The following is a 12027-nucleotide window of genomic DNA, read 5'->3' as shown; positions in this document are numbered from 1 at the left end:
GTTCGAGCAATACCCGGGTGCGCTCATGCACCAGTTCCTGGGTGCGCGAGCCGGCGAACAGGGCGTACAGCACCAGGGCGATGACGACGGCGAGCACGCTGGCGCCGGCCAGCACGACCACGGAAAACTGGATGGACTTGAAGCGCATAGGGACTCCACAACGATCGAGTTGTAACCTGTCCCTGGCTTATCGGCCGCGCGGGGTTAAAGCATTAGCGCGGCCATGCAACTAGCAAAGATCGCCGCGGGTCATAGTGCAAGCGGCGCGGGTTGTCCCGCGGCCGAGGCCGACCTAGCATGAGCCACCTGTGATGACGGAGGAACACCATGATTACCCCATTGCGCCTGGCTGGAGTGGCTGTTTGCGGATTGCTCGCAGCCTGTCAGGCGGTCAACACCACCAGCGGCGGCGCCGTTGGGGTCGAGCGCAAGCAGTACATGTTCAGCATGCTGTCGACCCAGCAGGTCAACCAGATGTATGCGCAGTCCTACCAGCAGACCCTGGGGGAGGCCACGACCAAGGGCGTGCTGGACAAGAGCAGCCAGAATGCCCGGCGCCTGCAGGCGATTGCCGACCGCCTGATCCGCCAGGCGCCGATCTTCCGCGCCGATGCGGCGCAGTGGCAGTGGGAGGTCAACCTGATCGACAGCCCGGAGCTGAACGCCAACTGCGGCCCCGGCGGCAAGATCATCTTCTACAGCGGCCTGATCGAGAAGCTGCGGCTGTCCGATGACGAAATCGCCGCGGTGATGGGCCACGAGATCGCCCATGCCCTGCGCGAGCACAGCCGCGAGGCGATGTCCAAGGCCTACGGCGTCGAGCTGGCCAAGCAGGGCGCCGGCGCCTTGCTGGGGCTGGGGTCCGACAGCATGGTCCTGGCCGATGCCGCGGTGGAGTACGGCATGACCCTGCCCAACAGCCGCGGCAACGAGAACGAGGCGGATATCATCGGCCTGGAGCTGGCGGCGCGCGCCGGCTTCGACCCCAATGCGGCGATCAGCCTGTGGCAGAAGATGAGCAGTGCCGGTGGCGGCGCTCCGCCGGAGTTCATGAGCACCCACCCGTCCTCCGGCAGCCGCATCGCGGCCTTGCAGGCGGCGATTCCCAAGGTCATGCCGCTGTACCAGCAGGCCCGGGGCCGGCAGTAACAGCACGCACCGGCGCTGTTGCGCGCCGGTTCGTCAGGAGGGGCTCAGGGCAGGGCTTTCTCGGTGAACGGCTGGGTCTGCAGGCCGAGCTGGGAGCGAAAGCTTTCCATGTCGAACATGGTGCAGATCTCGCGGATATCGCCGGCCGGGGTCAGGCTCCAGAAGGCCATGGCCGAGATGCTCATCACCTTGTCGCTCGGCGGATAGCCCAGGGCAGGCTTCTGGATGGTGCCGATCAGGGTGCTCCAGGTCACCACCTTGTGGCCTTCGGCGATGCATTCCTCGAGCACCACTTCCAGGTCGGGCATGGCGCTGCGGATGTCCAAGACCATCTGCACGTAGGCCGCGCTGTTCAGCGGCCGGCCGATGAACGAGCTCTTGTAGAGAAAGTCCGGGCTGTGCAGCTGCTCGGCCAGGGCCAGCCGACCCTTGTTCCATGACAGGTCGATGTGCTGGCGTACGCGCTTCTTCATCTCTTCCAGTGACATGTACTGCTCCTCAGTCAGGCAGGGACTGTGCAACTCCTTGCACAGCTTACCAGCCCGATCCGGGGCGGTGACTGGCGCTGCCGGCGGCTCCCGGCGCGGCTTTTTCTCAGAGACCGCCGACCAGGCCCAGTGCTTGACAGGCTGCGTAGATCGCCAGGGCCAGGAAGCAGGCGGCGGCGAGGCGATGAATGAGCGTCAGCGGCAGACGATCGGCAGCGAAATGCCCGGCCAGGACCACCGGCACGTTGGCCAGCAGCATGCCCAGCGTGGTGCCGGCGACCACCATGAACAGGTGCTGGTATTGGGCGGCCAGCATCACGGTGGCGATCTGGGTCTTGTCGCCCATCTCGGCGATGAAGAAGGCGATCAGCGTGGTGAAGAACGGGCCGTAGCGCTTGAGGGCGGAGGTTTCGTCGTCGTCCAGCTTGTCCGGGATCAGGGTCCAGACGGCCACGGCGGCGAAGCAGGCGGCGAGGATCCAGCTCAGGGTGGTGGGCGAGAACAGCCCGGCGACCCAGTGCCCGACCGCGCCGGCGACGAAGTGGTTGGCCAGGGTGGCGATGACGATGCCCCAGATGATCGGCCAGGGACGGCGGAAACGTGCGGCCAGGACCAGCGCGAGCAGCTGCGTCTTGTCGCCGATTTCGGCCAGGGCAACGATTCCGGTGGAGACGAACAGGGATTCCAGCATCAGGCATTCCTAAGGGGCGGGTTCGACGGTTAGCTATGACACGTACGACCTCCCCGCCCCGGGTAAGGTGTGCGTGTCATAGGTCTTGTCAAACCCAGGCCTGCTGCAGGCCGGAGGTCGCATGCGCCATGCTCTGTGGAGCAAGTGTGTTGACGCATGCCGGGTGAGCGGGCGCTCACGGGAGACTACTCCCCTAGGACGGGCGGCATTGTGCCCAACTCGCTCTGCTTGGGCAACCCACGTGGGGCGTTGGCTTCCGAGTGGTCGAGTGAAACCCGCGGTAGCGCTGGTACGGGTTTCACTTGCCCTCTCTCTGGCTAGCGGCGAATGGCCCGGTAGATGCGAAAACCCTCGGCGTCCTTGAGCGTCTGGCAGCTACCCAGGTGCTGCTCGATCAGCGGCGGGTATTTGAGGAAGCTGTTGGCCACCAGGCGCAACTCGCCGCCCGGCTGCAGGTGCTGGGCGGCCTGGCGCAGCAGCTGCTCGGTGGCCTGGTAGCTGGTGTGCACGCCCTGGTGGAACGGCGGGTTGCTGAGAATGGCGGCCAGCCCGCTGGGTGCCGCATCGATACCGTCACCGGCGATGACCTCGGCCTCCAGGCCATTGGCGGCCAGGGTCAGGCGGCTGCTGGCGACGGCGAAGGCGTCCACGTCCAGCAGGCTGACCCGGCTGTGCGGGTAGCGGCGCTTGAGCGTGGCGCCGAGTACGCCGGCGCCGCAGCCGAAGTCGAGCAGGTGGCCGGCCGGCATGCCATCCAGCTGATCGAGCAGCAGGGCGGTGCCGCGATCCAGGCGACCATGGCTGAACACGCCCGGCAGGCTGACCACCTGCAGCGGGCCATCGTGCAGCTGCAGCTGGTAGTGCCGGGCCAGGCCTTCCAGGTCGGGGCTGGCCGGCGCCCGGCTCACGCTGACCTGCCACAGCTGGCAGTGGCGGGCGCTGTCCAGCTTGCGCGCATGGCCATAGGCCGCCAGTTGCTTGGCTGCGCGCTCGATACCGCCACGTTTTTCGCCGACCAGGAGCAGCTCGCGGCCGCCCAGGCGGGCGGCCAGGGCTTGCAGCAGGTAGTCGGTTAGCTCGCGCGACTTCGGCAGGAACAGCACGGCGCTATCAAATGCGCGCTCGGGAACAGCAGTGCCGAACTGGCAGCGCCCGGCGAAACGGGCCTGCAGCAGGGCCTGTTCGCCGGCGTGCCAGCTCCAGCCGCGGGCGTTCGGCAGCCGGCCGAGCAGGTCGTCGGCGGGCAGCCCGGCGAGCAGCAGCGGGCCTTGGAACAGCTCCGCCTGGCGCAGCAGTACTTCGCTTCGAGGGTCCATGGGCGGCTCTCCGCTCGGGAAAAAGGGCGCGTAGCTTAGCCGACCACTCGCTGCGCTGCACCGGCGAAGAAGGCCTGGGCATTCTCCGCCAGCTGGCCGACGATGCGCTGGCGCGCCTCGCGGCTGCCCCAGGCGTTGTGCGGGGTGATGATCAGGCGCGGGATATCGGCGGCCAGCAGCGGGTTGCCGTGGCGCGGCGGCTCCTCGCTGAGCACGTCGCAGGCCGCGCCGCCCAGGTGGCCGGCCCGCAGGGCATCGGCCAGCGCCTGCTCGTCGACCAGGCCGCCGCGGGCGGTGTTGATCAGCAGCGCCTGGGGTTTCATCAGGGCCAGTTCGGCGGCGCCGATCAGGTTGCGCGTCTGCTCGGTGAGCGGGCAATGCAGGCTCAGGGCATCGACTTGGGGCAGCAGTTCGGCCAGCGCCAGGCGGTCGGCGCGAGCCGGGCGGCCGGGCAGGGCACCGAGCAGCACGCGCATGCCGAAGGCTTCGGCCAGGTGCGCCACGGCGCCGCCCAGCTCGCCATGGCCGAGCAGGCCGAGGGTCTTGCCCTGCAGTTCGATGATCGGAAAGTCCAGCAGGCAGAACTGGCTGGCCCGTTGCCAGGCCCCGCCGCGCACGGCGGCCTGGTAGTCGGGCAGGCGGGTGGCCAGGGCGAGCAGCAGCATCAGGCAGTGCTGGGCAACCGAGGGCGTGCCGTAGCCCTGGCAGTTGCACACGCGGATGCCCAGCCGGCGTGCTGCGTCCAGGTCGACATTGTTGGTGCCGGTGGCGGCGATCAGGATCAGCTTGAGCTGCGGGCAGGCGGCGAGGGTCTGGGCGTCGAGGCGGACCTTGTTGCTGATCACCACCTGGGCGCCCTGCAGGCGTTCCACGACCTGCGCCGGGGTACTGGCGTCATGCAGGGTCAGGCTGGCGAAGGCCTGGCGCAGGGGCGTCAGGTCGAGGTCGCCGAGATCGAGCGAGAGGTGGTCGAGGAAGACCGCGTGGGCGCTGTTGTGCATCAGCTGTACCTGTTGTCGGCAAGGGGGATTGGCGTAAGGTTGCCAGCCTGAGTCGGTCTTTCCCACTGTTCGTTGGAGGTTGCATGTACTGGGCGGAGTTTCTCACCGTGGCCTTGATCCATCTGCTGGCCGTGGCCAGCCCGGGGCCGGATTTCGCCATCGTGGTGCGCGAGAGCGTGGCCCATGGCCGGCGTGCCGGGACCTGGACGGCGCTGGGCGTCGGCACGGGGATCTTCGTGCATGTCGGTTATTCGCTGCTGGGCATCGGCCTGATCGTGTCGCAGTCGATCGTGCTGTTCAACGCGCTAAAGTGGCTGGCCGCGGCCTACCTGTTCTATATCGGCATCAAGGCCCTGCGCGCGCGCCCGGCGGCAGCGGGGGCGCTGGAGGCGCTGGGCGAGGCTGGCGAGCGTTCGCCGCGGTCGGCATTCATGACCGGCTTCATCACCAATGGCCTGAACCCCAAGGCCACGCTGTTCTTCCTGTCGCTGTTCACCGTGGTGATCAACCCGCACACGCCGCTGTCGGTGCAGGCCGGTTACGGGCTCTACCTGGCGGCCGCGACGGCGCTGTGGTTCTGCCTGGTGGCGCTGCTGTTCAGCCAGGCGCGGGTGCGCGCCGGCTTCGCGCGCCTGGGCCACTGGTTCGATCGGCTGATGGGCGCGGTGCTGGTCGGCCTGGGAGTGAAGCTGGCCTTTACCGAGCTGCGCTGATTCGGCGCCCGAAAAAAAGCCCCTGGCGCAAACCAGGGGCTTTTTCGTTAGCGCTGGGGTTACAGCAGTTCGATGGCGATCGCGGTGGCTTCGCCGCCGCCGATGCACAGCGAGGCCACGCCGCGCTTGCCGCCCTTGTTCTGCAGGGCGTTGATCAGGGTGACGATCAGGCGCGAGCCGGTGGAGCCGACCGGGTGGCCCTGGGCGCAGGCGCCGCCGTAGACGTTGACCTTGGCGTGATCCAGGCCGTGTTCGCGCATGGCCAGCATGGTGACCATGGCGAAGGCTTCGTTGATCTCGTACAGGTCGACGTCGTCCTTGCTCCAGCCGGTCTTCTTGAACAGGTTGGTCATGGCGCCGATCGGGGCGATGGTGAACTCGCTCGGGTCCTGGCTCTGGGTGGCGTGGGCGACGATCCTGGCCAGCGGCTGGAGGCCGCGCTTGGCCGCTTCCTCGGCGGTCATCAGGACCAGGGCGCTGGCGCCGTCGGAGATCGAGCTGGCGTTGGCGGCGGTGATGCTGCCGTCCTTGCGGAAGGCCGGCTTGAGGCCGGGAATCTTGTCCAGGTTGGCGTTGAGCGGCTGCTCGTCGTCCTTGACCACCACCTCACCCTTGCGGCTGGTGACGGTGACCGGGACGATCTCGGCAGCGAGGGCGCCGCTCTGGATGGCGGCCTGGGCGCGCTTGAGCGATTCGATGGCGTAGGCGTCCATCTCCTCGCGGGTGATGCCGTACTGGTCGGCGGTTTCCTGGGCGAAGGAGCCCATCAGGCGGCCGGTGCGGGCGTCTTCCAGGCCGTCGAAGAACATGTGGTCCTTGATCTCACCGTGGCCCATGCGCAGGCCGCTGCGGGCCTTCTCGATGATGTAGGGGGCGTTGGACATGCTCTCCATGCCGCCGGCGACCATCACGCTGTTGGTCCCGGCCTTGAGCAGGTCGTGGGCCAGCATCACGGCCTTCATGCCCGAGCCGCACAGCTTGTTGATGGTGGTGCAGCCGGTGGCGGCCGGCAGGCCGGCGTTCAGCGCCGCCTGGCGGGCCGGGCCCTGCTTGAGGCCGGCGGGCAGCACGCAGCCCATGATCACTTCCTGCACGTCGGCAGGCGCGATGCCGGCGCGGGCCACGGCTTCGCGAATGGCGATGGCGCCCAGTTCCACGGCGGGAACGCTGGACAGGCTGCCTTGGAAGCCGCCCATCGGGGTGCGGGCGCCACTGACGATGACGATATCGGACATCGGTATTACCTCTTGCTGGTGAAGCCAGGTACGGCCAGGTGACGACGATTCTACTCCGTGACCAAAAGAGGCCAAAGAGTCACGTGGAAAATCATTCTTTGGGCTGATTAATGCGCAGGTCGCGCCGCTCTAGATTGAGCGCCATAGAAAAACTCCAAGAAAAGGACCCCGCCATGCTGCAGACCCGTGTCATCCCGCCGGCTGATAACGCGCACGAAGCGCCGCTGCTGATCAAGCGCCTGTTGCTCTCCGGCATCCGCTACGAGAAGACCCGCGAGATCGTCTACCGCGACCAGATGCGCTACAGCTACGCCACCTTCAACGAGCGCGTGGCGCGTCTGGCCAATGTGCTGAGCGCGGCCGGGGTGAAGGCGGGCGACACCGTGGCGGTGATGGACTGGGACAGCCACCGTTACCTGGAATGCATGTTCGCCATCCCGATGATCGGCGCGGTGCTGCACACCATCAACATCCGCCTGTCGGCCGAGCAGATCCTCTACACCATGAACCATGCCGAGGATAAGTTCGTGCTGGTCAACAGCGAGTTCGTGCCGCTGTATCAGTCGGTTGCCAGCCAGCTGACCACCGTGGAGAAGACCCTGCTGCTCACCGATGGCGCCGAGAAGAGCGCCGAACTGCCCAACCTGGTGGGCGAGTACGAGAGCCTGCTGGCTGGCGCCAGCGCGCAGTACGACTTCCCGGATTTCGACGAGAACTCGGTCGCCACTACCTTCTATACCACCGGTACCACCGGCAACCCCAAGGGCGTGTACTTCACCCATCGCCAACTGGTGCTGCACACCCTGGCCGAAGCCAGCGTGCTGGGCAGCCTGGACAGCGTGCGCCTGCTCGGCACCAACGACGTGTACATGCCGATCACCCCGATGTTCCACGTACATGCCTGGGGCATTCCCTACGTTGCCACCATGCTCGGCATCAAGCAGGTTTACCCGGGGCGTTACGAGCCGGAGTTGCTGGTGCAGCTGTGGCAGAAGGAGAAGGTCACGTTCTCCCACTGCGTGCCGACCATCCTGCAGATGGTGCTCAACGCCAAGGCCGGCCAGGGCCTGGATTTCGCCGGCTGGAAGATCATCATCGGCGGCAGCGCGCTGAATCGTGCCCTGTACGAGGCGGCCAAGGCGCGCGGCATCCAGCTGACGGCGGCCTATGGCATGTCCGAGACCTGCCCGCTGATCTCCTGCGCGCACATCAACGACGAGCTGCTGGCGGGCAGCGAGGACGAGCGCACCACCTACCGGATCAAGGCCGGTGTACCGGTGCCGCTGGTCGAGGCGGCCATCATGGCCGCGGACGGGCGCCTGCTGCCCGCCGATGGCGAGACCCAGGGCGAGCTGGTGCTGCGCGCGCCCTGGCTGACCCAAGGCTACTTCCGCGAGCCGGAGAAGGGTGCAGAGCTGTGGGAACATGGCTGGCTGCACACCGGTGACGTCGCCACCCTGGACGACTTCGGCTTCATCGATATCCGTGACCGTATCAAGGATGTGATCAAGACCGGTGGCGAGTGGCTGTCCTCCCTGGAGCTGGAGGACCTGATCAGTCGTCACCCGGCGGTACGCGAGGTGGCGGTGGTGGGTATCCCCGATCCGCAGTGGGGTGAGCGGCCGTTCGCCCTGCTGGTGTTGCGCGAGGGTCAGAGCCTGGATGCGCGGGGCCTGAAGGAACACCTGAAACCCTTCGTCGAGCAGGGGCATATCAACAAGTGGGCGATACCCAGTCAGATTGCACTTGTTACCGATATTCCCAAGACCAGCGTCGGCAAGCTGGACAAGAAACGCATTCGCCTGGATATCGCCCAGTGGCAGGCTTCGGGTAGTGCCTTCCTGTCGACCCTGTGACCGCCATTTCGGGTCTTTTCAGGCTTTTTGCCGGGGCCAAGCAAACGCTTGGCTTACATATTGCTGTCGCAGAGCGGGCTTTCAACCGGCACCAGATTTTGTGACTCAGCGGTCTAGAGAGGTTGGCGCCCGGAAATCACACTTTCGGGGGATCAAGCCGAGAAAGCCGCTGGCTATAGTCCGCACCATCCATAACAAAAAACACATGGAGTAGCGTCGATGACAACAACTCAACCGTTCTGGCGGATGGCCAAGCTGCCGCTGGCCGTAAGTCTTGCCTCCACACTCGCTGCCCCGGCATTCGGTGTCACCTTCAATGTCGGCGAGATCGAGGGGCAACTCGATTCCTCTCTCTCCGTTGGTGCCAGCTGGTCGGTTCGTGGCGCGGACCCAGATCTGATCGGGGTCAACAATGGTGGCCAGGGCCTCTCGCAAACTACCGATGATGGCCACCTGAACTTCAAGAAGGGCGAGACCTTCTCGAAGATCTTCAAGGGCATCCACGACCTGGAACTGAAGTACGGCGACACCGGCGTCTTCGTTCGCGGCAAGTACTGGTACGACTTCGAGCTGAAGGACGAGAGCCGTCTGTTCAAGGACATCGACGACAGCAACCGCAAAGAGGGCGCGCAGTCCTCCGGCGCCGAGATCCTCGACGCCTTCGTCTACCACAACTACTCCATCGGCGATCAGCCGGGCTCCGTGCGTCTCGGCAAGCAGGTAGTGAGCTGGGGTGAAAGTACCTTCATCCAGAACAGCATCAACGCCATCAACCCGGTTGACGTCTCCGCATTCCGTCGCCCGGGCGCCGAAATCAAGGAAGGCCTGATCCCGGTCAACATGTTCTACGTGTCGCAGAGCCTGACCGAGAACCTGTCTGCCGAAGCCTTCTACCAGCTCGAGTGGAGCCAGACCGTAGTCGACAACTGCGGCACCTTCTTCTCGAATGCGGACGTGGCCGCCGATGGTTGCGATGACAACCTGCGTCTGCTGACCAACAACGAAGCGCTGGTCGGAACTCTGAACAGTGTTCTGACGGCTCGTGGTCTGGATCCGCTGGATGTTAACTCGGAAGGCAACCTGGTCAAACGTTCTGGTGACGTCGATGCGCGCGACAGTGGCCAATGGGGCCTGGCGTTCCGCTACTTCTTCGAGCCGCTGGACACCGAATTCGGTGCCTATGCGATGAACTACCACAGCCGCGCGCCGATCCTCAGTGCTACCGCACCGGGGCAGGACGTTTACAACGTGGCTAACGCCCTCCTGCCGGCATTCAATGGTGCGGCCTCCGCCTTGGCGATTGCCGGCAACTCAAGCTATTTCATGGAGTATCCGGAAGATATCCGCCTGTATGGCCTGAGCTTCTCCACCACGCTGCCTACCGGTACCGCATGGAGCGGTGAAGTCAGCTACCGGCCGAATGCGCCGGTTGCCCTGAATACCACCGACGTTCTCTACTCCGCCGTACGTCCGCTGAACAACCCATTGGTTGATAACCCCTATGCCGATGCCTCCGTGCTGGATGGCGCTCCGGGTGCGACTCGTCACGGTTACAACCGCAAGGAAGTCACCCAGATCCAGACTACCTTCACCCACTTCCTCGATCAGGTCATGGGCGCCAGTCGTTTGACCCTGGTCGGTGAGGTCGGCATGACCTTCGTCGGCGGCCTGGAGCACACCAGTGAAGCCCGCTATGGTCGTGACCCGGTCTTCGGTCCGGGCGAGTTGCCGAACGGCTCCTGCGAGCTGTTGAACGATGTGACCCTGGGGCGTGCGGTGGTAGACGGTCAGGCCAACACCGACTTCTCCAACGCCACCAAAGACTGCAACGACGACGGTTACACCACGCACAGCTCCTGGGGCTACCGTGCCCGCGCCATCTGGGATTACCCGGACGTGTTTGCCGGTATCAACCTCAAGCCAAGCGTAGCCTGGTCGCATGACGTGGACGGTTACTCGCCTGGTCCGGGTGCCAACTTCGAGGAAGGCCGCAAGGCTGTCAGCCTGGGTCTGGAAGCCGAGTATCAGAACACCTACACCGCCAACCTGTCCTACACCGACTTCTTCGGTGGCGACTACAACACTTCGATCGACCGTGACTTCGTAGCGCTCAGCTTCGGCGCGAACTTCTAAGCGCTCAGGATCATTGAGGAAAGACATGCAAATGAAAACAACAAAGTTCTTGCTGCAATCCGGTGCTCTGGCCCTGTCTCTGCTGGCTACCAGCGTGATGGCCGCCGTATCGGCCGACGAAGTGGCCAAGCTGGGCAACAGCCTGACCCCTCTGGGCGCGGAAAAAGCCGGCAATGCCGATGGCAGCATTCCGGAGTGGACCGGCGGTCTGCCGAAGAACGCCGGTACTGCGGATGACCGCGGTTTCCTGTCCAACCCGTTCGCCGGTGAGAAGCCGCTGTTCACCATCACCGCGCAGAACGTCGACCAGTACAAGGACAAGCTGACCCCCGGCCAGCTGGCAATGTTCAAGCGCTACCCGGACAGCTACAAGATCCCGGTGTACACGACCCACCGTTCCGCCACCGTGCCACAGAACGTGCAGGACGATGCCAAGTTCAACGCCGCCAACACCAAGCTGGTCGAAGGTGGTAACGGTCTGGAGAACTTCAAGTCCGCCAACCCCTTCCCGATCCCGCAGAACGGCCTGGAAGCGATCTGGAACCAGATCACCCGTTATCGCGGCGGCAGCGTGCGCCGTCTGGTCACCCAGGCCACTCCGCAGCCGAACGGTTCCTACAGCCTGGTGTACTTCCAGGACGAGTTCACTTTCCCGACCAGTCTGACCGACTACGACGCGAGCAAGCCGAGCAACATCCTGTTCTACTTCAAGCAGCGGGTAACCGCGCCGTCGCGTCTGGCCGGTAACGTGCTGCTGGTGCACGAAACCCTCAACCAGGTGAAGGAGCCGCGTCTGGCCTGGCTGTACAACGCCGGTCAGCGCCGCGTGCGTCGCGCCCCGCAGGTTTCCTACGACGGCCCAGGCACCGCTGCCGACGGTCTGCGTACTTCCGACAACTTCGACATGTACAACGGTGCGCCTGACCGTTACGACTGGAAGCTGGTCGGCAAGAAGGAAATCTACATCCCGTACAACACCTATGACCTCGATTCGCCGAAGCTGAAGTACGCCGATATCGTCAAGGCTGGCCACATCAACCAGGACCTGACCCGCTACGAGCTGCACCGCGTGTGGCACGTGACCGGTACCCTGAAGTCCGGCGAGCGTCACATTTACGCCAAGCGTGATGTGTACATGGACGAGGATACCTGGCAGGCTGCGGTGATCGACCACTACGACGGTCGTGGCGCCCTGTGGCGTGTTGCCGAAGCCCACTCGCAGTACTACTACGACAAGCAAGTACCGTGGTACACCGTGGAAACCCTGTACGACATCATCTCCGGTCGTTACCTGGCCCTGGGCATGAAGAACGAGGAAAAACAATCCTACGACTTCAACTACAAGGCCGGCACCAGCGATTACACCCCTGCCGCCCTGCGTCAGGCTGGCGTGCGTTAATCCGCGACCCGCTCCAGGAAAAAGCCGGCCTTGTGCCGGCTTTTTT

10 protein-coding genes and 1 riboswitch are annotated in these 12027 nt (G+C 64.9%); of the genes, 5 read left to right on the top strand and 5 right to left on the bottom strand.

What is annotated here, in order from left to right; all coding sequences use genetic code 11:
* The first annotated feature begins 327 nt into the window (after positions 1-327).
* Positions 328-1149, top strand: a complete 822-nt coding sequence (locus F3I16_RS16595; protein ID WP_160494672.1) for a M48 family metallopeptidase — start codon at positions 328-330, stop codon at positions 1147-1149.
* Positions 1150-1193: 44 nt separating this feature from the next.
* On the opposite strand, the gene F3I16_RS16590 is transcribed toward F3I16_RS16595, so the two are convergent.
* The 4 genes from F3I16_RS16590 to F3I16_RS16575 all read right to left on the bottom strand — a co-directional run bounded on the left by F3I16_RS16590 (position 1194) and on the right by F3I16_RS16575 (position 4645).
* Positions 1194-1637 (bottom strand): ester cyclase, encoded by a 444-nt coding sequence (locus F3I16_RS16590; protein WP_160494671.1) that lies wholly within the window; start codon positions 1635-1637, stop codon positions 1194-1196.
* A gap of 106 nt (positions 1638-1743) precedes the next feature.
* Complete coding sequence (locus tag F3I16_RS16585; RefSeq protein WP_160494813.1) at positions 1744-2325, bottom strand: TMEM165/GDT1 family protein; 582 nt, start codon at positions 2323-2325, stop codon at positions 1744-1746.
* Positions 2326-2374: 49 nt separating this feature from the next.
* A riboswitch (yybP-ykoY riboswitch) is annotated at positions 2375-2534 on the bottom strand.
* Positions 2535-2645: 111 nt separating this feature from the next.
* On the bottom strand, positions 2646-3644 hold the full coding sequence (locus tag F3I16_RS16580; protein ID WP_160494670.1) for a class I SAM-dependent methyltransferase: 999 nt from the start codon (positions 3642-3644) through the stop codon (positions 2646-2648).
* A gap of 35 nt (positions 3645-3679) precedes the next feature.
* Positions 3680-4645, bottom strand: a complete 966-nt coding sequence (locus tag F3I16_RS16575; protein ID WP_160494669.1) for a 2-hydroxyacid dehydrogenase — start codon at positions 4643-4645, stop codon at positions 3680-3682.
* A gap of 83 nt (positions 4646-4728) precedes the next feature.
* Here F3I16_RS16575 and F3I16_RS16570 point away from each other — a divergent pair, with 83 nt between their 5' ends.
* Positions 4729-5358, top strand: coding sequence for a LysE family transporter (locus F3I16_RS16570; protein ID WP_160494668.1), 630 nt, complete (start codon positions 4729-4731; stop codon positions 5356-5358).
* 59 nt (positions 5359-5417) lie between these two features.
* Here the strand turns inward: F3I16_RS16570 and F3I16_RS16565 are convergent, their stop codons facing one another.
* Positions 5418-6593: an acetyl-CoA C-acyltransferase gene (locus F3I16_RS16565; RefSeq protein ID WP_160494667.1), complete on the bottom strand. Its 1176-nt coding sequence runs from the start codon at positions 6591-6593 to the stop codon at positions 5418-5420.
* Between the two features lie 173 nt (positions 6594-6766).
* Between F3I16_RS16565 and F3I16_RS16560 the strand changes: the two genes are divergently transcribed.
* The 3 genes from F3I16_RS16560 (at position 6767) to F3I16_RS16550 (ending at position 11981) form a co-directional block, all read left to right on the top strand.
* Positions 6767-8449, top strand: a complete 1683-nt coding sequence (locus tag F3I16_RS16560) for a fatty acid--CoA ligase (RefSeq protein WP_160494666.1) — start codon at positions 6767-6769, stop codon at positions 8447-8449.
* Between the two features lie 219 nt (positions 8450-8668).
* Complete coding sequence (locus tag F3I16_RS16555) at positions 8669-10582, top strand: DUF1302 domain-containing protein (RefSeq protein ID WP_160494665.1); 1914 nt, start codon at positions 8669-8671, stop codon at positions 10580-10582.
* A gap of 31 nt (positions 10583-10613) precedes the next feature.
* On the top strand, positions 10614-11981 hold the full coding sequence (locus F3I16_RS16550) for a DUF1329 domain-containing protein (protein ID WP_160494664.1): 1368 nt from the start codon (positions 10614-10616) through the stop codon (positions 11979-11981).
* Positions 11982-12027: the final 46 nt, after the last annotated feature.

It is taken from the genome of Pseudomonas sp. L-22-4S-12 (assembly GCF_009799935.1).
Taxonomy (GTDB): Bacteria; Pseudomonadota; Gammaproteobacteria; order Pseudomonadales; family Pseudomonadaceae; genus Aquipseudomonas.
Note: the sequence above shows the minus strand (reverse complement) of the source record. Positions and strands in the feature narration are given on the sequence as shown.

Excerpts from the sequence above, each read along its gene's own strand:
- F3I16_RS16565 (WP_160494667.1), bottom strand. The coding sequence starts at position 6,593 with ATGTCCGATATCGTCATCGTCAGTGGCGCCCGCACCCCGATGGGCGGC.
- F3I16_RS16560 (WP_160494666.1), top strand. The coding sequence starts at position 6,767 with ATGCTGCAGACCCGTGTCATCCCGCCGGCTGATAACGCGCACGAAGCG.
- F3I16_RS16595 (WP_160494672.1), top strand. The coding sequence starts at position 328 with ATGATTACCCCATTGCGCCTGGCTGGAGTGGCTGTTTGCGGATTGCTC.
- F3I16_RS16550 (WP_160494664.1), top strand. The coding sequence starts at position 10,614 with ATGAAAACAACAAAGTTCTTGCTGCAATCCGGTGCTCTGGCCCTGTCT.
- F3I16_RS16555 (WP_160494665.1), top strand. The coding sequence starts at position 8,669 with ATGACAACAACTCAACCGTTCTGGCGGATGGCCAAGCTGCCGCTGGCC.
- F3I16_RS16580 (WP_160494670.1), bottom strand. The coding sequence starts at position 3,644 with ATGGACCCTCGAAGCGAAGTACTGCTGCGCCAGGCGGAGCTGTTCCAA.
- F3I16_RS16590 (WP_160494671.1), bottom strand. The coding sequence starts at position 1,637 with ATGTCACTGGAAGAGATGAAGAAGCGCGTACGCCAGCACATCGACCTG.
- F3I16_RS16575 (WP_160494669.1), bottom strand. The coding sequence starts at position 4,645 with ATGCACAACAGCGCCCACGCGGTCTTCCTCGACCACCTCTCGCTCGAT.
- F3I16_RS16570 (WP_160494668.1), top strand. The coding sequence starts at position 4,729 with ATGTACTGGGCGGAGTTTCTCACCGTGGCCTTGATCCATCTGCTGGCC.